The 21185-nt window shown below is 63.5% G+C and carries 20 protein-coding genes and 2 pseudogenes; 5 read left to right on the forward strand and 17 right to left on the reverse strand.

What is annotated here, in order from left to right:
- Positions 1-210: pseudogene (locus HV744_RS21825) on the reverse strand (ammonia channel protein); the annotation flags it as partial.
- A gap of 44 nt (positions 211-254) precedes the next feature.
- On the reverse strand, positions 255-593 hold the full coding sequence (locus HV744_RS21830; protein ID WP_006048089.1) for a P-II family nitrogen regulator: 339 nt from the start codon (positions 591-593) through the stop codon (positions 255-257).
- A 398-nt stretch (positions 594-991) separates the two neighbouring features.
- On the opposite strand from HV744_RS21830, the gene HV744_RS21835 reads away from it, so the two are divergent.
- Positions 992-1249: an accessory factor UbiK family protein gene (locus HV744_RS21835; protein ID WP_154564624.1), complete on the forward strand. Its 258-nt coding sequence runs from the start codon at positions 992-994 to the stop codon at positions 1247-1249.
- A 121-nt stretch (positions 1250-1370) separates the two neighbouring features.
- On the forward strand, positions 1371-2978 hold the full coding sequence (locus HV744_RS21840; RefSeq protein WP_175151485.1) for a YifB family Mg chelatase-like AAA ATPase: 1608 nt from the start codon (positions 1371-1373) through the stop codon (positions 2976-2978).
- 332 nt (positions 2979-3310) lie between these two features.
- On the opposite strand, the gene HV744_RS21845 is transcribed toward HV744_RS21840, so the two are convergent.
- Positions 3311-4000, reverse strand: a complete 690-nt coding sequence (locus HV744_RS21845) for a hypothetical protein (protein WP_246279142.1) — start codon at positions 3998-4000, stop codon at positions 3311-3313.
- Positions 4001-4172: 172 nt separating this feature from the next.
- On the opposite strand from HV744_RS21845, the gene HV744_RS21850 reads away from it, so the two are divergent.
- Positions 4173-4700 (forward strand): peroxiredoxin family protein, encoded by a 528-nt coding sequence (locus HV744_RS21850; protein WP_175151486.1) that lies wholly within the window; start codon positions 4173-4175, stop codon positions 4698-4700.
- 70 nt (positions 4701-4770) lie between these two features.
- Here HV744_RS21850 and HV744_RS21855 read toward each other — a convergent pair whose 3' ends face one another.
- From HV744_RS21855 to ugpQ, 8 genes and pseudogenes are all read right to left on the reverse strand, one after another.
- Complete coding sequence (locus HV744_RS21855) at positions 4771-6123, reverse strand: sigma-54-dependent transcriptional regulator (RefSeq protein WP_175151487.1); 1353 nt, start codon at positions 6121-6123, stop codon at positions 4771-4773.
- A gap of 18 nt (positions 6124-6141) precedes the next feature.
- A complete protein-coding gene (locus tag HV744_RS21860; RefSeq protein WP_175151488.1) occupies positions 6142-8142 on the reverse strand; it encodes a sensor histidine kinase in 2001 nt (666 codons plus the stop codon).
- A 49-nt stretch (positions 8143-8191) separates the two neighbouring features.
- Positions 8192-9472 carry a dicarboxylate/amino acid:cation symporter gene (locus tag HV744_RS21865; RefSeq protein ID WP_175151489.1) on the reverse strand — a complete coding sequence of 427 codons (1281 nt, stop codon included), beginning with the start codon at positions 9470-9472 and terminating at the stop codon, positions 8192-8194.
- 411 nt (positions 9473-9883) lie between these two features.
- A complete protein-coding gene (locus HV744_RS21870; RefSeq protein WP_175151490.1) occupies positions 9884-10954 on the reverse strand; it encodes an ABC transporter ATP-binding protein in 1071 nt (356 codons plus the stop codon).
- Between the two features lie 47 nt (positions 10955-11001).
- Entirely contained in the window at positions 11002-11793 is a 792-nt protein-coding gene (locus HV744_RS21875) for an ABC transporter permease (protein WP_175151491.1), read from the reverse strand.
- A complete protein-coding gene (locus HV744_RS21880; RefSeq protein WP_175151492.1) occupies positions 11790-12728 on the reverse strand; it encodes an ABC transporter permease in 939 nt (312 codons plus the stop codon). Before HV744_RS21880 ends, HV744_RS21875 begins: the two co-directional genes overlap by 4 nt.
- A 139-nt stretch (positions 12729-12867) precedes the next feature.
- Positions 12868-13980, reverse strand: a pseudogene (locus HV744_RS21885) (ABC transporter substrate-binding protein).
- Between the two features lie 105 nt (positions 13981-14085).
- A complete protein-coding gene (gene ugpQ / locus HV744_RS21890) occupies positions 14086-14871 on the reverse strand; it encodes a glycerophosphodiester phosphodiesterase (RefSeq protein ID WP_175151493.1) in 786 nt (261 codons plus the stop codon).
- A gap of 396 nt (positions 14872-15267) precedes the next feature.
- Here ugpQ and HV744_RS21895 point away from each other — a divergent pair, with 396 nt between their 5' ends.
- Positions 15268-16038, forward strand: a complete 771-nt coding sequence (locus HV744_RS21895) for a DeoR/GlpR family DNA-binding transcription regulator (protein WP_175151494.1) — start codon at positions 15268-15270, stop codon at positions 16036-16038.
- Positions 16039-16412: 374 nt separating this feature from the next.
- Here the strand turns inward: HV744_RS21895 and HV744_RS21900 are convergent, their stop codons facing one another.
- Genes HV744_RS21900 through HV744_RS21910 form a run of 3 tightly spaced genes read right to left on the reverse strand, consistent with a single transcriptional unit; the run spans position 16413 to position 18162 of the window.
- Complete coding sequence (locus tag HV744_RS21900) at positions 16413-17477, reverse strand: NADH:ubiquinone reductase (Na(+)-transporting) subunit F (protein WP_175151495.1); 1065 nt, start codon at positions 17475-17477, stop codon at positions 16413-16415.
- A 40-nt stretch (positions 17478-17517) separates the two neighbouring features.
- Positions 17518-17880 carry a phenol hydroxylase subunit P4 gene (locus HV744_RS21905; protein WP_175151496.1) on the reverse strand — a complete coding sequence of 121 codons (363 nt, stop codon included), beginning with the start codon at positions 17878-17880 and terminating at the stop codon, positions 17518-17520.
- 36 nt (positions 17881-17916) lie between these two features.
- Positions 17917-18162, reverse strand: coding sequence for a hypothetical protein (locus HV744_RS21910; RefSeq protein ID WP_246279143.1), 246 nt, complete (start codon positions 18160-18162; stop codon positions 17917-17919).
- A 177-nt stretch (positions 18163-18339) separates the two neighbouring features.
- On the opposite strand from HV744_RS21910, the gene HV744_RS21915 reads away from it, so the two are divergent.
- Complete coding sequence (locus HV744_RS21915) at positions 18340-18840, forward strand: MarR family winged helix-turn-helix transcriptional regulator (RefSeq protein ID WP_175151497.1); 501 nt, start codon at positions 18340-18342, stop codon at positions 18838-18840.
- A gap of 58 nt (positions 18841-18898) precedes the next feature.
- Here the strand turns inward: HV744_RS21915 and lipA are convergent, their stop codons facing one another.
- From lipA to HV744_RS21930, 3 genes are all read right to left on the reverse strand, one after another.
- On the reverse strand, positions 18899-19906 hold the full coding sequence (lipA, locus tag HV744_RS21920) for a lipoyl synthase (RefSeq protein ID WP_175151498.1): 1008 nt from the start codon (positions 19904-19906) through the stop codon (positions 18899-18901).
- 13 nt (positions 19907-19919) lie between these two features.
- Positions 19920-20645 (reverse strand): lipoyl(octanoyl) transferase LipB, encoded by a 726-nt coding sequence (gene lipB / locus HV744_RS21925; protein WP_175151499.1) that lies wholly within the window; start codon positions 20643-20645, stop codon positions 19920-19922.
- Positions 20646-20855: 210 nt separating this feature from the next.
- Positions 20856-21182 (reverse strand): DUF2917 domain-containing protein, encoded by a 327-nt coding sequence (locus tag HV744_RS21930; RefSeq protein ID WP_175151500.1) that lies wholly within the window; start codon positions 21180-21182, stop codon positions 20856-20858.
- Positions 21183-21185: the final 3 nt, after the last annotated feature.

The raw sequence follows: 21185 nt of genomic DNA on the forward strand, positions 1-21185 counted from the left end.
GGCAGCCGGTGCGGATGCGTCGGCGGCCGGTGCCGAAGCTGCGGCGGCAGCAGGCGCTGCCGACGCGTCCGGCGCCGGCGCGCTGGCCGTCGTGTCGGGAGCAGCGGCCGAGGCGGCTGCGGGAGCGGAAGCGTCGTCCGCGAGGGCGGCGCCGATACCGCCCGCGAGCAGCGAACCGGCCATCAGCAGGGACATCAATAATTTGCGCATCTTTCGTTTCCTCTTGTCGCTATCTGTGTTGCTATCTTTTCGTATTACAGAGCGTCCGCGCCGGTCTCCCCGGTGCGAATCCGAATCACCTGTTCGATCGGCGTGACGAAAATCTTGCCGTCGCCGATCTTGCCGGTGCGTGCCGCGCGCTCGAGCGCCTCGATCGCCTGGTCGACGATGTCGTCGGAGACGGCCGCCTCGATCTTTACCTTCGGCAGGAAATCGACGACATATTCAGCACCCCGATACAGCTCCGTGTGGCCCTTCTGCCGGCCGAAGCCTTTGACTTCGGTCACCGTGATGCCTGAGACGCCGATGGCCGACAAGGCTTCGCGCGCCTCATCGAGCTTGAACGGCTTGATGATTGCGGTGATGAGTTTCATGAAATCCCTCGCTAAGTTGCGTATCCCGTTGCGTAACCCGTTTTGCGTACCCGTAACCCGTTCGCGTGGTCTCGTTGCGCTGCCGGCAAAAAGCTTCCGACAGTGCGCGCGGGGCAGTAACAGCAACTCGCATGCCATGTTGTGTCAGACTGCGCACCGCGCGCGCTACGAAAGGCGCGCAGGCGGCCCTGGCCGGATGGCTAACGATGGCCGGACACGGTGGCGCGGCGTATGGATCGTTGCTAGAGTGTTCGAAGGTTTTGAACGCAAGGCCACGCACCAAAGGCGCTCATGCGGCAGCGGTGCGCAACGTGGCACGCACCAAGACAGCCCATGCACCACGACAAAGCACAGACGTATCGGAATATGCACATTTTTTGTGCGCAAAGGGGAACACCATGAAACAACCGAACGATGTTTTTAACGACTTTCAGGCTCGCATGAGCGAGCTGTTCAAGAACTCGCCGGCCAAAGATGTCGAACGCAACGTCAAAGCCATGCTGTCGCAAGGCTTTTCGAAACTCGACCTGGTCACGCGTGAGGAATTCGATACGCAGACCCAGGTGCTGGTGCGCACCCGCGCGCGCCTCGAAGAGCTGGAGCGCCGCGTCGCCGAGCTCGAGCAGAAATTGCCGGTCACGACGCAAACGCCGTAACGGGTTGCTCGCAGCGCACTAGCTGCGCAGTGCTGCACATCACAGGCAAGCGAGCCGTGACGTCATCAGCGTTTTAGGGGACTTGCGCGCGCCCCCGGCGCGTCGTCCGACGGGAGAAAACATGTCGCTTGCCGTGGTGCGCAGTCGCGCGCCGGCCTCTGGCCGCGCGCCCGAAGTAACCGTCGAGGTTCACCTCGCGAACGGATTACCCTCTTTTTCGATCGTCGGCCTTCCTGATCTGGAAGTGCGCGAAAGTCGCGAGCGCGTGCGCGCGGCGCTGCAAAACTGCGGCTTCGATTTCCCAGTCCGGCGTATCACCGTCAATCTCGCTCCCGCTGACTTGCCGAAGGAATCCGGCCGCTTCGATCTGCCGATCGCACTGGGCATACTCGCGGCGAGCGGGCAGATTCCCGCTGAATCCTTGCTGTATCGGGAGTTTGCCGGCGAGTTGTCGTTGACCGGTGCGCTGCGGCCGATGCGCGGTGCTTTCGCAATGGCTTGCGGGACGGCGCGCAGCGGTGCTGCCCAGAGCGGCGGCGATAGCGCCAGCGCCTCGCCTGGCGCGATTGCCGGCGAGCCGGCGGCGGGCCAGATGCCGCCGGAGCGGACTCCGCAACTCTATCTTCCCGCCGCAAGCGCGGCGGAAGCGGCGCTCGTGCCCGGCGTCGACGTTTATGGCGCCGTCGATCTACCGACGCTATGCGCTCACCTGGCGGGAGCACCCGACGCGCGGCTCGCCCCGGTCGCCGCACCGAACCTCGCGGATACCGCACCCGCCGTCGTTCCCGACATGGCCGACGTGATCGGCCAGCGCGGCGCGCGCCGCGCACTTGAAGTCGCCGCGGCCGGCGGGCATCACGTGCTGCTGATCGGGCCGCCCGGCGCGGGCAAATCGATGCTCGCCGCCCGCCTGCCGGGCCTGCTGCCGCCGATGACCGACGACGAGGCGCTCAGCTCCGCCGCCCTGCTGTCCGCCAGCCGCGTCGGGTTCACGCCGGCGCAGTGGCGGCAACGGCCGTTTCGCGCGCCGCATCATTCGTCGAGCGCGGCGGCGCTGGTGGGTGGCCGCAATCCGCCGCAACCCGGCGAGATCACGCTGGCGCATCTGGGTGTGCTGTTCCTGGACGAATTGCCCGAATTCGATCGCGCGGTCCTCGAAACGCTGCGCGAGCCACTCGAAGCCGGCCGCATCACGATCTCGCGCGCCGCCTTGCAAGCGGATTTCCCGGCGGCCTGCCAACTGATCGCCGCCATGAACCCCTGCCCCTGCGGCTGGCGCGGCGACCCGGGCGGCCGCTGCCGCTGCACGCGGGAGATCGCGGCGCGTTATCTTCGCAAGCTGTCCGGTCCCTTGCTGGATCGGATCGATATCCAGCTCGAGATTCCGGCGCTGACACCAGCGGAACTGTCGGCCCGTGCGACAACGACAGGTGAAGCGAGCGCGGCAATCGCGCGGCGGGTCTGCGCCGCTCGTGAACGGCAATTGATCCGGCAGGGCAAGACCAATCGCGAACTGGATGGCCGGGAAGTAGACGAAGTCTGCCGTCCCGACGCAGCGGGTGAAGCGCTGCTGCGCGAAGCCGGCGAGCGCTTCGGCTGGTCAGCGCGCGCTTACTACCGCGTGCTGAAGGTCGCGCGGACCATCGCCGACCTCGCCGGCGCAGCAATGCCGAGCGCCGCGCAGATCGCCGAAGCTATCCAATATCGCCGGGCTTTTGGCTCGCTATGAAGATAAAAATATGCTGTCAAGACTTGACTTATGCACATGCGCGCGCCTCCGATAGATTTTGATACATCTGAAAGGCGCGCTGACGGACAACTCAGAAAGCCATTGATTTAATTGAATTTTTTAAAACGTGCCAAGCAAGCGAAAACTGACAGAATACCCAAGGGACGGGCATCTGCGGCAAATCGCGCCAAGTTCTCAACAGAGTTATCCACAGGACCTGTGAGTAACAGAAAAACTTCAACGTAAACCGATAATTAGCGTGCGATCCTGCGAAGGAACTTTCACTGTCTACGGCAGCCACTGACGCACCGAATCGGCCAAAAATACCGCCATTAATAGAGTTGGAACGACGAAAAAAATTGGTCGACCTGTTCCTGCGGCAGCGGTTTGGAAGCGATGATCGCCGCCTGATAGACGTGCGGCCCGCGCGCCACCAGCCGGGCGTAGACGGTGCGCATTTCATGCTGCGAGCCCGCCTCGCCGCTTAGCTTCATTTCCAGGCCCAGCACCCGCCCGCCCGCAGCGAGCGGAATTTGCACCGCATGTGCGTCGGGCGCCGCGCCCACGTTGCGGGCGAGGCCATCGCGCAAAAAATCGAGCGTGGCGCGCTGCGTGGCTTCGTGGTCGTCCGGCAGCATCACGGTGCCGACCGCGAACACCGCGTTGCCGGCTTCGGCCGTTTGCATGGCCATCTGCATCGGCGTGCCGCCGATCTGCACCGGCCGCTGATCGTTGCCCGGCTTGGCCGGAAAGTCGACGGTGTAGCCTTTGTCGTTGTTCATGATGGTCCGCCAGTCGTAAGTCGGCGAGCAGGCGCTCAGCGCGACGCCGAGCGCCAGCGTGCAAGCCGCCGTGCCGAGCACGGCACGCGCCCGCGACGGGCGCGAAGCAGCGTCCGGGGAGCCAACCGGCCGGCTAGAGGCGTTAGCGGCCAACCGACCACCCCGGAAACGGCCACCAAAGGAAAAGCAAAATGTAATTCGGGCGAGCAAACGGCTAACGCGAAAAGCGGTTCGGAACATGGGGACAGAAGATCGGACTGACCAGAACGTAAAACCCTATTATCCGCTCCCGACTCCCGTCCTGCCGCGCCAGCGGAATGGGGCTACAATAGCGACGCGGTTCAGCACCGGGCCTAACGCCCCTAACCGACGCACTGTCCCGCGCGTTCGCGCGACTCTCGAGGTTCCGTTCATGAGCTCCAACCCATCCACCGCCGCCCGGCGCACGAACCCGCTTCGCTATATCATCGTGGCCGCCGTGGCCATCGTGCTGGCCATCGCCGGTTACTTTGCGTTTGCAGGCCAGCAGCGCGTGCCCGATGCGACCTTTACGCTGCTGTCCGGCCAGAAAATCACGACCGCCGACCTGAAGGGCAAGGTCTACCTCGTCAACTTCTGGGCGACGAACTGCGACACCTGCATGAAGGAAATGCCGCAGATGGTCGAGACCTATAACCGCTTCAAGGGCCAGGGCCTTGAATTCGTCGCCGTGGCAATGAACTACGACGCGCCGATGTACGTGACCAACTACACGCAAACGCGCCAGTTGCCGTTCAAGGTTGCGATGGACGACGGCTCGGCCGCCAAGCAGTTCGGCAACGTCCAGCTCACGCCGACCACGTTCCTGATCGACAAGGACGGCAAGATTCTGAAGCGCTATGTCGGCGAACCGCAGTTCGCGGAACTCGACCAGTTGCTGGAAAAGGCACTGAAAGCGTAACGTCCGCCAGTCCGATTCAGACTGATTCAAACGCGCCGGCATCGCATCGTGCCGCCGGCGCAGTCAATCCTCACCGCTCCCCTTCCCCTTTGGCCGCCAGGCCATACCGCTTGATCTTCTCGTAGAGCGTGGCCTTGCCGAGCTGCAGCTTGTCCGCCGCGACCGCGACCACGCCGCCGGCCTGCGCCAGCGCCTCCGCGATCATCGCCCGTTCGAATTGCTCGACGCGCTCCTTCAGCGGCTGCGTGGCCGCGGCGTCGTCGGCGAAAGACACGACCGGATCGTCGGCGACGCCGAGCACGACGCGGTCGGCGGCGTTGCGCAGTTCCCGCACGTTGCCTGGCCAGTCTCGCTGCATCAGGCTCGCGCGCTGGCGATCGGTGAGGATCGGCGCCGAACGTTGATAGCGGACCGCCGCATCGAGCAGAAAGTGTTCGAAGAGCGGCACGATATCCTCGCGGCGCTCGCCCAACGGCGGCAACGCGATCGTCACCACATTCAGCCGATACAGCAGATCGCGCCGGAACGAACCGTCTGCGACATGCTCGGCCATATCGCCTTTCGCCGCGGCGACCACGCGGCAATTCACGCGAATCGGCTGATTCGAGCCGAGCCGCTCCAGCACGCCGTCCTGCAACACGCGCAGCAGCTTGACCTGCAACGCGAGCGGCATGCTCTCGATCTCGTCGAGAAACAGCGTGCCGCCCGACGCATATTCGAGCTTGCCGATCCGGCGTTTCGCCGCGCCGGTGAAGGCACCCGGTTCGTAGCCGAACATCTCCGACTCGAACATCGGCTCCGGCAACGCGCCGCAGTTCACCGCGATAAACGGCTTGTCACGCCGCGGCGACAACTCGTGCAGACTGCGCGCGATCAACTCCTTGCCCGCACCGGTATCGCCATTGATCAGCACGGACGCATCGGTCGGCGCGATATTCGCGATCAGCCGCCGCACCTGTTCGATCGCCGGACTGCGGCCGATAATCCGCGGCGCCACCGAGTTCTGCTCCGCCAGCTCGCGGCGCAACGCAAGGTTCTCCAGCACCAGCTTGCGGCGCTCCAACGCGCGCCGCACGGTTTCGATCAGCCGTTCGGACGCGAACGGCTTTTCGATGAAGTCATACGCTCCGTCGCGCATCGCCTGCACGGCCATCGAAATATCGCCGTGGCCCGTGACCAGGATCACCGGCACGTCGGGCGCGCGTTCGTGGCACTGCGCGAGCAGATCGAGGCCGCTCGCGCCGGGCAAGCGAATATCGCTGACGATCACGCCGGAGAAATCCGCGCTGATCACCTTCGCCGCGGACTCCACCGATGCATGGCCGATCACGTCGAAGCCCGCCAGTTGCAAACTCTGCACGCTGGCGCGCCGCACCAGTTCGTCGTCTTCGATATACAGCACCTGCAGGCCGTGGTTCAGCATGGCGTTTTCCGTCTTGATTCAGGAACCCGTGGTCAGCGGGTCCGCCGGGTGGCTCGTCTGCACGCGCGCGCGGCGCAGCGTCAATACGAATAATGCACCGCCCTCCGGCGCATTGCGCGCCACCAGCGTGCCGCCGCAATCGCGCGCGATCGACGACGAAATCGCCAGCCCGAGGCCAAGTCCCTGGCCCATCTCCTTCGTCGTGAAGAACGGCTCGAACAGACGCGGCAGCACGTCGTCGGGAATGCCGGGCCCGTTGTCGCTCACCGCGAACGACAGGTTCGCCTCGGCGACTTCGATCTCGATCGTAATGCGCGGCGGGCTCATGCCGGCAGTCGCGTCGAGCGCATTGCCGAGCAGGTTGATCAGCACCTGTTCGAGCCGCAGATCGTCGCAATGCGCGATCAGTTCGGGATGGTCAGCAGCGAGATTGAGCGGCGTGCGCGCGCCGCTGTCCGCATCGAACAAGGTGAACTCGAGTTCGACGCCCTGCAAGCGCTTCTGCAGCAACGCGACGACGTTGCGCAACGCCCGCACGATCGGCGCGCGCGCATTGCGCGGCCGCGCCCGTCCGACGAACAGCTTCAACTGATTGGTGATCTTGCCCATACGCTCGGTGAGCGCCGCGATCGCTTCGAGATTCTCGCGCGCCGACGCCTGATCGCCGCGTTCGAGCAGCACGCGGGTGTTGTCGGAAAAACCGCGCAACGCGGCGAGCGGCTGATTCAATTCATGCGTGATGCCGGCCGCCATCTGACCGAGTGCGGCAAGCTTGCTCGCCTGGATCAGCTCATCGTGCGCGGCGCGCAATTCCTGCTCGGCGCGCGTGCGTTCGGCCACTTCCTTCTGCAACTGTTCGTTCGCCTGAGAAAGATCCACGGTGCGCTCGGCGACCCGCTGGTTCAGTTCCGCGTAGGCCGTTTGCAGCAGCGCGCGGCTGCGCATCATTTCACGCACGCGCGCGCGGCGCATGCGCCAGTAGAACGCGAGCAACACGATCGAGATGTAGCCGAAGCCGGTGACGATGGTCGCCTTGCGCGCGTCGGCGTCGACCGGATCGACGGGGGACATCGTGATCAGATGCCAGTCCGGTTCGCCCATGCTGCGCCGCGACGCGAGATAGCGCGGCGCATAGCGGCCGCCGCCGATGCGCACGATCTGCGCATTGTCTTCGAGCATGCGCTCGATCGTCAGCGGCAGCGGCGCGATCGGCTGCTGTGCGTATTGACGCGCCTGGTAGATCGAATCGGCGACCTGACCCGAGAGCGGCCGTATCGTGTGGTATTTCCACGCCGGCACCGAGGACAGAAAGATCACGCCGTGATCGTCGGTGACGACCAGCGGCTCGGACGCATCCGCGCCCTGAAACCATTCGAGATCGAGTTTGACGACCGCCACGCCGACAATCTTGCCATCGCGCCGCACCGGCTGCGAGATGTAGTAGCCTGGCGCCTGCGAAATTGTGCCGATGCCGAAGAAGCGGCCCACGCCGCCCTTGATCGCATCGAGAAAATACGGCCGGAATTGGTAGCCCCCGCCGATGAAGCTACCCGGCCCGCGCCAGTTGCTCGCGGCGACGCAATAGCCGTCGAGCGGAATGATGTAGGTAACGGTCGCCCGCGCGTGGCGGTTGAGGTCTTCGAGATAGAGATTGGCGCGCTTGACGTTCTCCGGACTCGGATCGACCAGCACGTCTTGCACGATGGGATGCTCGGCGAGCAGATACGGCAGCGATTCGTAGCGCTCGAGCGTGCTTTTCAGCGCGCCGGCGGTGCGCTCGACACGCACGGCGGCATTGCGCCGCAAGTTGTCGATCCCGCTTTGCCACGCGATGCTGTAGGTCAGCCAGCACGCCGCCACGAGCCCGGCAACGAGCGCGAAGAGGATCAACAGGCGGCGCGTCACGTTGGGAATGTCCGATCGGTAAGGATCGGACATTGTGGCATAACGCGGCGCGGCGCCGGCGCGAGCTTCGCTGGCCGGCGGCGCTGAGCGTTGGCGCGCGGTCCCCGGTTTCATACGCGGGTATCCGCAGCCGTCACGGTAGGCGTGTAAGCCGATGCGCGGCTTAAACGGCGGCCGGTTCTTTGACCGCCACGTCGCCACGCAACGCGGCATTCAGCTTTTTGCGGTCCAGTTCCTTTTCCCATGCCGACACCACCACGGTCGCCACGCCGTTGCCGACGATGTTGGTCAGTGCACGGCATTCGCTCATGAAGCGGTCGATGCCGAGAATCAGCACCATGCCCGACAGCGGAATGGTCGGCACCACGGCCAGCGTCGCGGCCAGCGTGATGAAGCCCGCACCCGTCACGCCGCTCGCGCCCTTCGAGGTCAGCATCGTCACCGCCAGCAGCGTGAGCTGCTGCATCCACGTGAGCTCGGTGTTGGTCGCCTGGGCGATGAACAACACGGCCATCGTCATGTAGATGTTGGTGCCGTCGAGGTTGAACGAATAGCCGGTCGGCACCACGAGGCCCACCACCGAGCGCGAGCAGCCGAGCTTTTCGAGCTTCAGCATCAGCTGCGGCAGCGCGGCTTCGGACGAGCTCGTGCCGAGCACGATCAGCATCTCTTCCTTGATGTACGCAACGAAGCGCAGGATGTTGAAGCCCACCATGCGCGCAATGATGCCGAGCACGACCACTACGAACACGATCGAGGTCAGATAGAACGTGCCGATCAGCTTGAGCATCGGCAGCAGCGAGCCGATGCCGTACTTGCCGATCGTGAACGCCATCGCGCCGAACGCGCCGATCGGCGCCAGCTTCGTGATGATGCGCACGATGCCGAACAGGATATGCGAGAGCCCCTCGATGAAGTTCGTCACGACCTTGCCCTTCTCACCGGCCGTCGCGAGTACCGCGCCGAACAGCAGCGCGATCAGCAGGATCTGCAGGATTTCGCCTTGCGCGAAAGCCGACGCGAGCGTGTCCGGGATCAGGTGCATCAGGAAGTCGACGGTCGTCTGGCCGTGCGCTTTCGCGGCATACGACGCGACCGCTTTGCCGTCGAGCGTGGCCGGGTCGATGTTGAAGCCGGCGCCGGGTCGCAGCAGGTGCGTGGCGGCGAGGCCGAGCACCAGCGCGAAGGTCGAAACGATTTCGAAGTACAGCAGTGCCTTGCCGCCGACGCGCCCGACCTTCTTCATGTCTTCCATGCCGGCGATGCCCGTCACCACCGTGCAGAAGATGATCGGCCCGATCACCATCTTGATCAGCTTGATGAAGCCGTCGCCGAGCGGCTTCATATCGACGGCGAGGTTCGGGTAGAAATGCCCGAGTGCGATACCGATGATGATCGCCACGATCACCTGGACGTACAGCACTTTATAGAAAGGTTTCTTCACGATGGTTCCTGCTAGGGGGATGAGCACAAGGCCTGCCACACTGCGCATCATGCGAGCGAATAGTCGTCACGCCTGTGCGCGGCATTAGGCCGCGACAAGACGACGAATTCAGAAATACCGGGAAGGGAAATCAGACATCGTTGTCTCCTTGCTTTAGTTGTCGGTCCGTTGCGGCCGCGCGATCTGTTTCGCAAGGTCAATGCCAGCTTGATGCCCGGGCGATCTCCTTGATTTTTATGGATTTATTATCTCATTAATACGCATGCCGTCCGGGATTCCGGAAATCCGGACAAGATCTGTCGGGGAATCCGGAATTCGTCGAGGCGACATCCTCGGGAAAACCCCAAGGGATTTGCGGATGCCCGATCCGCGCGTTCGCGTCTGCGGGCCAATGAGTCAACCAGCCGGTTCTTAGACGCTGCCCTCTTCCAGCACCAGCAGATTCTCGTGCGAAAAACCCAGCGACACCGGCTGCCCCCGTTCGGGCAAACCGCGATTCGGGTCGTTGAACACGTCGAGCGAAATCACCGCGTCTTTCACGCGCGTTCTGATGCGCACCACCGCGCCGAGGAAATTCACCTCTTCGACGGTCGCGTTCAGCGTGTTGCGGCCCGGCGCGGCGGGCTCCAGCACGATCGCCTCGGGGCGCAGCGCAAGCAGACGCTGCTTGCCCGCGTCGTCCGGCGGCAGCGTCCGGGTGGTGGTCAGTTCCTGACCGTCCACCGCCATCCTGCCGGCCGCCGGATCGACCACGTGACCGGCCAGAATGTTCAGCGTGCCGACGAACGACGCGACGAAACGCGTGCGCGGATAGTTGTAGATCTCCGACGGCGAGCCGATCTGTTCGACGCGGCCCTCGTTCATCACGACGATGCGATCGGAAATCGACAGCGCCTCTTCCTGATCGTGCGTGACGAAAATCGACGTGATGCCGAGCTCGCGCTGCAACGCGCGAATGTCCTGCCGCAACGAAATGCGGATCTTCGCGTCGAGCGCCGACAGCGGTTCGTCGAGCAGCAACACCTGCGGCCTGCCGGCCAGCGCGCGCGCCAGCGCCACGCGCTGCTGCTGGCCGCCCGACAGCTGCCACGGATAACGCTCGCCGAGCTTCGGCAATTTGATCAGTTCCAGCATCTCGTGGACGCGCTTGCTGATCTCCGCCTGCGGCTGATGCGCAATCTTCAGCCCGAAGCCGATGTTGTCGGCAACCGTCATGTTCGGAAACAGCGCATACGACTGAAACACCATGCCGACCTTGCGCTGCCGCGTACGCAGGTGCGTGACGTCCCGGTCGTCCATCCGGATGATGCCGCGCGTCGGCGCTTCGAAGCCGGCGATCATCCGCAGCACGGTGGTCTTGCCGCAGCCGGACGGCCCGAGGAACGTGACGAACTCGCCGCGTTCGATCTGCATGTCAAAGTGATGCAGCGCCGTGTTCGCCCCGAACGACTTGTGCAGATTTTCGATCTCAAGAAATGCCATGATTCGCTGCCTCAGTGCGTCAAACCCAGTCCGTCAAACTCAGTGCGTCAAACTCTCTGGCCGCTCAACGCGCGGGCCGAGCCGAATACCTGGATCAAACCCATCGACGCCCACGTGATCGCAAACGCAATGATCGCGAGCGCCGATGGCTCATAGGCGCGGTTCGCACCGATCAATTGCAGATACGGGCCGAACGCGGGCCGGTCAAGCAGGCTCGCCAGTGTGAACTCGCCGATCACCACCGCAAAGGTCAGAAACGCGCCGGACAGGATGCCCGAGCGAATATTCGGGAAGATCACCTTGAACAGAATCGTCGGCCAGTTCGCGCCGAGGCACTCGGCCGCTTCGGTGAGCGAGCGCACGTCGACCGCGCGCAGGCCGGCATCGACCGCGCGGTACATGTACGGCAGCGACAGCGTCACGTAGCCGAACACCAGCAGCAGATCGGTGGTGCGCTCGTGACCGGTGAGCGGCAGAATCGAACTGCTGTTATAGATGCGCAGATAGCCGAACACAATCACGATGGCCGGCACCACCAGCGGCAACAACGTGATGAACTCGACGATCGGCCGCAGCTTCGGCAAACGCAGCTGCACCCAGTAGGCGGTCGGCACCACCAGCAACACGCCGACGACGATCGTCAGGATTGCCATCAGAATCGAATAGCCGAACGAGGCCTGAAAATGCGGATCGGCCAGCACGACGCGATACGCCTCGAAGCTGTACGTGCCGCGCTTCATCCGCAGACTGAACTCGAACGTCGCGATCAACGGAATCAGAAAGTACAGCGAGCCGACGATCACCGCGGTCCACGCCCCCACCCGCGACTGGCTTTTCATCGACGCCCCCGTTCGGCGCGCGAACGCAGCCAGATGTAGCCGCCGTTCGACAGGCCGGTCACGAGCACCATCCCCAGCGCGAGCGCGTAGCCGAGGTTCGGGTTGTGCATCACGTCGCCGCGAATCTGCGCGAACAGCAGGATCGGCACGATGTTCAGCGAACTGCCGGTCAGCGCGTAGGCCGTGGCGACCGCGCCGAACGCATTGGCGAACAGCAGCAGCGTCGCGCCGAGCACGCTCGGCCACAACACCGGCAGCGCGACGTAGCGCCAGTATTGATAGGCGGTGCCGCCAAGGCAATCGCAGGCTTCGCGCCATTCGCGCTTCAGGCCGTCGAGCGCGGGCGTGACGATCAGCACCATCAACGGAATCTGGAAGTACAGATAAGTCAGCGTCAAACCGGAGAAACTCAGGATGCTGAATCCCGTCGCGTACAGATTGAAGCCGAGATACTTCTTCAGCAGCACGGTGACGAGCCCGACGCGCCCCAGCGTGCAGATGAACGCGAACGCGAGCGGCACGCCGGCAAAGTTCGACGCGACACCGGAAAACGTCATCAAGGTCGGACGAATCCAGCCCGGCAGTTTGCCCTGCACCGCCGCCCACGCGAGCAGCGAACCGATCAGCGCGCCGCCGAGCGCGGACGCGGCGCTCACCTTGAAGCTGATCCAGTACGCGTCGATCACGGTCGGCTGCAGCAGATCGCGGAAATTGGCGAGCGTGAAGTGGCCTTGCGAATCCTGGAACGCGCCGACCATCAGGAAGCCGGTCGGCAGAATCAGGAACATCAGCGCGAACATGAAGAACGGCACCACGCCGATCCACGCGAGCCATTGCGACGCGCGGCCCGGACCGTCGATGCGAGGCGTGGGTGTGGGCACAGGCGGAACCAGCAATTCCGCCTGCACCGACCCGGCATCCGATGAAGCGCTCATTGCTCACCCTTGGGGCTTTCTGGCTAACGCGGCGCGCCGCCGTTCACGAAGAGTGGCGCGCGCGACGGCAAAACTTCTCGTTACGGTTCGACGTCGCGGCGCATGTGCTGCGCCGCCGCGACGACTTCAGCCACGCCGCTTACTTGACGTTCGCGCCGACCGCTTCGTCCCAGTGCTTCGTGATGGTTTCCTTGTACGCGTCCTGTTGGGACAGCGTCGGGAACACCACATTCTTGTACGATGACGGCGGCGGCAGCTTGTCGAGCAGCGCTTGCGGCACCTTCTTCGCGGCCACCAGTTCGTTGTAGCGCATCGGGTGACAGTAGCCCGTCAGCCAGCCGATCTGACCTTCATCCGAGTACAGATATTCCATCCACAGCTTGGCTGCGTTCGGATGCGGTGCGTACGCGCTGATTGCCTGCACATACACGCCGGCGAGCACGCCCGTTTTCGGAATCACCACCTGCACCTTCGGATTGCCTTTCAGCGTGTCGCGATCGGCGAGCGCGTTGTAGTCCCAACGCACGATGATGGGCGTGGTGCCTTGCGCAAGCGACGCGGCCTTGCCGATCACCGGCACGAAGTTGCCGCTCTTGTTCAGGTCGGCGAAGTATTTGAGGCCGGCCTGGTCGGCCTTGCTCGCGTCGCCCTTGCTGTTCGACAGACCGGCCGCGTACACGGCCTGGATCGCCTGATTCGCCGAGCGCGGGTCGCCGGCCAGCGAGACGGCGTTCTTGTAGTCGGACTTGAGCAGATCGCTCCAGTCGGACGGCGCCTTGTCGATCATGTCGGCGTTCACTTCAAACGACAGCACGCCGTAGTAATCGCCATACCAGTAGCCGTCGGCATCTTTCGAGTCCGCGGGGATCGCGTTCCACGTTGCGACCTTTTATGGCTGCAGCAAGCCCGCAGCCTTCGCCGACGGACCGAACGACAGGCCCACGTCGATCACGTCCGGCGCCTGCGGACCCTTGTTGCCCTTGTTCGCCTTGATGGCTTCGATTTCGTCGCCCGAACCCGCATCGGGATTCAGTTCGTTGATCTTGATGCCATACTTCTTCTGAAAGCCAGCGACCAGTTGCCCGTAGTTGCACCAGTCGTGCGGCAACGCGATCACGGTGAGCTGGCCTTCCTGCTTCGCGGCGGCGATCAGTGCGTCGAGTGGCGCGGCCGAAGCGCTGCCGACGCCGGCGGCGGCGACACCCGCAACGGCCGACATCGAAAGTAAACGAGCTAACGCGGTGCGGTTCATAGTCTTCCCCATCCTCTGCCGAAATTGCTACGTTTGGAAACTTTCTGATTCGGGCTCCAGCGCGCGCGCCGGCAGCCGAGCCGCGCTCGCGCGCCTGCGTCATGTTCAGGCCGGGTCCGCCGGCATCGACAGCATGTCGTGTTGCAGTCTGTCGAGGCGATCCGTGCAAATCATGTCGACGCCCCATTGCGCGAGCAGTCGCGCACGCGCCGGGTTGTTCACCGTGTAGGCCAGCACGCGCAACCCGGCCGCGCGGATCTGCGCGACCAGCGGCTCGCTCAGATACCGGTGGCTCGCATGCAGCGACACGCAGTCCAGTTCGCGAACGATGCGCAGCCAGTCCGCCGGCACCTCTTCGAACAGCATGCCGCGTGGCAGCGACGACGCGGCGTCGCGCGCGGCGGCAAGCGCGTCGAACGAAAACGACGACAACAGCGGCGGCGTCTGCCCTTGCCATAACGTCAGCGCGCCGTTTGCCACCAGCGTCCCGGTGAGCGCTTCGCGACCTGGGCACGGTTTGATTTCGATGTTGGCGGCAATGCCGTCGCGCGCGCACCGCTGCGCCGCGTCGGCGACGGTCGGCAGGCGTGTGCCGGCGAATTGCGGCCCGTGCCACGCGCCGGCGTCGAGCGCGGCCAGTTGCTGCCACGTGTGCGCGGCGGCGGCGCCGTGGCCGTTGGTGGTGCGATCGAGGGTGTCGTCGTGCAGCAGAAAGAGCTGGTTGTCGGCGGACAGCTTGGCGTCGAATTCGACCATGCGGTAGCCATAGCGCACGCACGCGTCAAAACCGGCCAGCGTGTTCTCCGGCGCCAGCGTGCCGCCGCAGCGATGCGCGACCAGCCGCGGATAAGGCCATTCTGCGGATGAACCGCGATCAATCCCGTTTGCCACGTCTCGTCACCTTCCAGATAGAGCGGTTGAGTTTGCTCCCGACACGTTGCGGGCCGCCGCTGCCTCCAGCGCGGCCTCGATGCACGCTGCGCGGCGTGCCGGCTTCACACGCGAGTCCCGCGCGTAGTATCGCGCTTAGGCAAACGCGGCGATAGTCCGACGAATCGCGCATGCGTCGACGGCTTCAGGTTGCAAGATCATGGTCAGGATGACGAAGCGTGCAATATTATTGATCTGCAAAGGCTAAGTTGAAATACACAAAGTTGCAAGCTGCCAAAAAAATACAACACAAACCGGCTAAAGTAGTAGGCTTGACATCGTTTGGACACACATCCGTGCCCACGATGTCACCGAAAATACCGGCAATCAACGCGCGCACTCATCCAGGAAAAAGGCATGTGGCAGGAAGACCGTCATCAGAGAATCCGCGCACTGCTGTCCACGCTGCAACGCGTGTCGACCGAACGGATCATGGCGGAGCTCGGGGTGTCGCGCGAAACCGTGCGGCGCGATCTGCTCGACCTCGAAGCGCTGGGTGAACTTCGGCGCGTGCATGGCGGCGCGATCAAGCCCGCCGACGAAGCGCCGATTGCCGAGCGTGCCCACCTGCGCGTCAAATCCAAGACGGCGATCGCGAAGGCGGCCGTCGGTTTGATCGCGAGCGGCCAGACGCTTTTCATCGACGCGGGCACGACTACCGCGGCGCTCGCCGAAGAGCTGGCAAAACTGGCGAATCTGACGATCGTCACCAATTCGATCGACGTCGCGCTGAAAATGCGCGGCGCGGTGGAGCAAGCCGAGGCAGCGAACGAAGTCATCCTGCTGGGCGGTTCGATCAGCGACCGCACGATGGCGACCACCGGCGCCACCACCGTGCTCGACATCCAGCGCTATCGCGCGGACCTGGCGCTGCTGTCGCCGGTCGGCGTCGATCACCGGCATGGCGCGACCAATTACGATCACGCGGAAACCGAAGTGGCGCGCGCGATGGTCGCCAATGCGGACCGCGTGGCGATCCTCGCCGACTACAGCAAGATCGGCCAGCGCAGCCGCATTTCGTACTGTCCGGTCGAGCGGATCGACGTGCTCGTCACCAATAAAAAGGCGGCCGAAGCCAGCGGCTTTGCTGCGCTGAAAAAGAAGCTGGAAGAGATCGTTCTGGCTTAGGCGCGGCGCCTGTTTCTTCACGTGCATCGTATCGAGCGCGCGCTTGCGCAAGCTGGCCATTCGGAGGATTGACCGCGGCTTGTCAGTAGCAGGATGATCCTGGCGTTGCCCACGCTTCGCGTTCCTATGGTCGCCCTTCTTAGCCGCTTGAGCTGGTTGTTCTTTAACGTCGGCGTGCCGGTCTTCGCGCCGATCGCACTGCTGCCTCTAGTGAATTTCTCGCGCTTTTATCGGCCCTCGTCGAAAGGCATCGCGATGCGCTCGGTGCAAGATGGGCAGCTTCCAGCAAGGTGTCGATTGACTGCTTTTCCATGGGGCTGTCTCCATCCCGTTGTTAACAGCACTACGCGTGCGCCGCGAGGCTTGTCCGGATCTCATATCGACCTGAACAGCGGGCTTTTCGCGAGGGCTTCGGCGCCGTCCGCACTGGTCAGGAACTTCTCCGTATAGAGATCGCGCTCGAACAGTTGCCCTCGCATCAGCGCTCTGATGGACGCTTCGATCATCACCGGCGGCCCGCAGAGATACGCCTTGTGACCACGAGAATCATTGCCGAAGTGCGCTTTCGCGGCTTCATGAACAAAGCCGCGAAAGCCGTCCCACGCGGACTCCTCGGCCTCGCTGGACAGCGCGGGGACATACGTGAAGTTCGCATGCCGCTCCGTCAGTTCAAGAAAAAGCTCGTGATAGTAGAGTTCTGTCCGATCGCGAGCGCCGTACACCAAGGTGATCGGCCGCTCATCTCCGTGTTCGAGCAGATCCAGCAGCATCGATCGGGGACTTGAAAGGCCCGACCCGCCCGCAATCAGGATCACGGGCTGCGGGTCCGAGGCCCGCACGAAGATTCGGCCGAACGGACCGCTAACGCGAATTGCGTCGCCAGGCTTCAAACCGTCGTGCAGATAGCCGGTGCCTTTTCCGCCCGGCACCCGCCTGACGTTCAGTTCGATCAGCCTGGAAGAGCCTGGTGTGCCGGCGAGCGAAAACGCTCGCGGCATGTCTTCACCGGGAATCTGGACGTTCACGTACTGACCGGCCTGAAACTCGATGCCCTCGCCATCCAGTTCGATGAAGATGCCCTTGATCGTCGGCGTCAGGTCGACGGTCTCTTTCACGCGGCCCGTATGGTCCTTCACCGGGAAGTGACGCGCATCGAGGTCTTCATCGATGTCCGCCTCGAAGGTGATATCGGATTGCGCCGTCGCGCAGCACGCAAGGCACTTGCGTTCGTCGCGCTCGAAGTCCATCAGCGCGAACGGCGACGCGTTGCCGTGCTCGACCTCGCCGTCAGTGACCTGAACCTTGCAGGTCGCACACAGGCCGTGACAGCACGCATGCGGCAGCCAGACGCCGGCCCGCAGGCACGCGTCGAGGATGGTCTGGTCATCATCGATTTCAATGGTGTGGCCAATCGGCTCGATGGTTACCTGATAGCTCATTTCAGCTTCTCCCTGGTTCGTGATTGCATGAGCCGCTGGTCTAGCTGCATGACCCATTGATGCCGGACAGACCGGGCGTGCGAAAGCGAAGCACCGCCTTGTGCTGCAATCCGTTTTCTGCGAGCGTTCGGTCGAACTTGGGTGCAAAGCGTTCGTTGGACCGCAACCATTCGATCTCCCCGATTGCGACCTTGCTCCAGTCCGGATGCGACGCATAGATACCCGCAATGACTTCGTTGGCGAGCGTGGCGAAGGTCATCTCCGCCGGGACTGGGATGCAGTGAGGCGCGCAGAACATCAGATGGTCTTCCCAGCCGATAAACAGCAACCGGTTGCCGTGAAAATTCTCTTCACGGTCTTTCACTTCGCCCTGATAGCCTTCATTGAGTGCGATAACTGGCATGACTTGTCTCCTGTGGGATTCGATCGACGTGCGCGTTCAGGCGGTCTTATTCGCGTGTGTATCGGCGGGTGCGATTTCCCGCGTCTCTTCTCCGCCGTGACTGGGTTTGCCGGTCCAGCGCAGCCAGTTCTTCCTGTCCGGCGAATCCTCGAATTCGTGACCGTCTTCGCCTGCACTGATGTGGTAATAGCGCAGCACTTCGGCCAGCGGATCGAAGTCGGCTGCGGTGGAGTCGGCATCCTGCTCGAAGCAATTGCCCTGATAGATCTGGTGGACAGGCAATCAATTCAGGAAGATACCTTAATAGTTGCACTTTTCAACTAGTTCTTTTACGGACTGATTCGTCCGGCACCGACGGTTCGTCCGGTTCGTCTATCATCCAGCTTGACCCGAGCGCCAATCCGCGCGGCGCCCAGGCGCCTCCACTTATCAATCCTGATCCGGAAAACCCGAAGCGGTATGTCACCTGCCAAGCCGAAAACCCGCGTTGCTGCCGAAGACATGAAGTTCGCGCATTTCCTCACGTTCAAACTGGATCTGATCAAGACCGAGATGATCAGCCGCGCCAATGCGCTGTACAAACCCGCGTGCGGCTTCGACGTGCGCTCGCTGCGCGTGCTGCGGATCATCTGCGATGCGCCGGGTATCACGGCGACAGCGGTGAGGGAGCAAACCTTGATTGAGAAGACGCTGCTGTCCAAGCTGATGGCGGACCTGATCGAGCGTAAGCAGGTGCGCCGGACCATTCATCCGGACGATGCGCGTCACTTCCAGCTCTGGCCGACCCCAGCCGGCAAGCGCACCCGCGCGGCCAGCGACGAACTGGGGCAGGCGCTGGAAGCGGAGTTGTTATCGGTGCTCAGCGACGACGAGCACGCGGCGCTCGATCGTATCGTCGACAAACTTGTCGACGCATTTCGCGCTTCGGCACAGCGCGAGGGCGCGAAATCCGCTGATTGAAAAAAAAGCCCGCAACACGTGCGGGCTTTTTTACACCGATACCTACGAGCTAAAACCTTCAGACCACACCAGCTCCATGCGCCTGCAGATCGGCGTGATAGCTCGACCGAACCATCGCGCCCACCGCTGCGTGCGTGAAGCCCATCTTGTACGCTTCTTCCTCGTACATCTTGAACGTGTCCGGATGCACGTATGAGCGCACCGGCAGATGATGTTCCGACGGCTGCAGATACTGGCCGATCGTCAGCATGTCCACATCGTGCTCGCGCAGGTCGCGCATGACTTGCAGAATCTCTTCTTCGGTTTCGCCGAGGCCGACCATCAGGCCGGACTTGGTGGCGACATCCGGATGCAGCGCCTTGAAGTCCTTCAGCAGCTTCAGCGAATGCGCATAGTCCGAACCCGGACGCGCTTCCTTGTACAGCCGCGGCACCGTTTCGAGGTTGTGGTTCATCACATCGGGCGGCGCGGCGTTCAGAATGCCGATCGCGCGGTCCAGACGGCCACGGAAATCCGGCGTCAGAATTTCAATGCGCGTTTCCGGCGACAGCTCACGCGTCTGACGAATACATTCGACGAAGTGCGCGGCGCCGCCGTCACGCAGATCGTCACGGTCGACGCTGGTGATCACCACGTACTTCAGCTTCAGCGCGGCGATGGTGCGTGCGAGGTTGCCCGGTTCGTCCGCATCGAGCGGATCCGGACGGCCGTGACCGACATCGCAGAACGGGCAGCGGCGCGTGCACTTGTCGCCCATGATCATGAACGTGGCGGTGCCCTTGCCGAAGCATTCGCCGATGTTCGGGCAGCTCGCCTCTTCACACACCGTGTGCAGATTGTGTTCGCGCAGAATCTGCTTGATTTCGTAGAAGCGCGAATTGCCGGTTGCCGCCTTGACGCGGATCCAGTCCGGCTTCTTCAGCTTTTCAATCGGGACGATCTTGATCGGAATACGGGCAGTTTTGGCTTGCGCCTTCTGCTTCGCGGTGGCGTCGTAGGCAGCGGCGGAAGCCGGCACGCCTTCGGGCGCGGGAGAAGCTGCGAGGTTCGCGGTAACGTCAGTCATTCGTTCGATCCAGTCAGGCGGTGAGCGCACCGGCCTGCGGTTGGGCGACGGCCGCCGGACTGCCGTCGAGGTTTGCGGTGAGGCGTGCTGCCAAGGTACGGGCCACGTCGTCCCAGCCGGCGGCAACGCCAAGCGTTGCCATGTCGACCGTTTCGAGCCCCGCGTAGCCGCATGGATTGATGGCCAGAAACGGCCGCAGGTCCATTTTCACGTTCAGGCTGACGCCGTGATAGCTGCAGCCGTTGCGGATTTTCAAACCCAGCGCCGCAATCTTGGCGCCGGCGTGCGGACCGGCGTCCGGGTGAGGCGCCACGTAGATGCCGGGAGCGCCTGCCTTGCGTTCTCCGGCGAGATTATACGCCGCCAGGGTGTCGATCACGGCCTGCTCGATCCGCGTGACCATCTCGCGCACCATCAGCTTGCGACGGCGTAGATCGAGCAGCAGGTAGGCCACCACCTGGCCGGGCCCGTGATACGTGATCTGACCGCCCCGGTCGACCTTGACCAGCGGGATGCCGCTGTCGGCGGCCAGCAGATGTGCCGGATCGCCGGCCTGGCCTAGCGTGAAGACGGGTGGGTGTTCGACCAGCCAGATTTCGTCGGATGTGTCGGCCGTGCGCGCGTCGGTGAACGCGCGCATCGCTTCGAAACTGACTTCATAAGGTTCGCTGCCCCGCCAGCGCAGCGTGAGCGGCACCGGGGCGGGCAACGGAGACGGGGAAACCGGCGTGTCAGACATGATCCCGGCAGTTTACCGAAATCTGGGAATCCGCGCCGGGCGTGACTGCATCGGCAATGCCAGGTTGCGAACGTGCGGTCGCGGCGCGGCGCGGTTTGCGCCTGGACGGGCGGCGGTTATGACCGCCAGCGGCGGTTGTGGCCACAGCGGCGTTTTTGGCCGCCATCGGCGCGGCAGCGCACTGCGAATCCGCGCGCCGCCGCCCTGTCGTCAAACCGTGCGCCAACCGCCGCGCATGCGCATAATCAACCGTTCGCCGATCCGCGCAAGCCAGTTCAGCGCGCGCTCGTCGCAACGCGTCGGCACGGAGAACGCGACCTTCGCGTGCGTGGTGCCCTCGGCGCTCAGCCAGAGCCGTTCGCCGCGCCGCAGCCGCAGCGTGTGGCCGGGCTGCAGCCAGTAGTCTTCGGTGTCGTCGCTGCGCGTGACCCAGATTGCGCCGCCATGCACGACCAGCTTGGTGCTGCGAACGACCTTCATCGGCAGCGTTTCGCCGTTACGAATTTCAAACGCGATGCTAGAGGAAATTTCTCGCATGAT

Origin of the sequence: Paraburkholderia ultramafica (genome assembly GCF_902859915.1) — a bacterium.
Taxonomy (GTDB): Bacteria; Pseudomonadota; Gammaproteobacteria; order Burkholderiales; family Burkholderiaceae; genus Paraburkholderia; species Paraburkholderia ultramafica.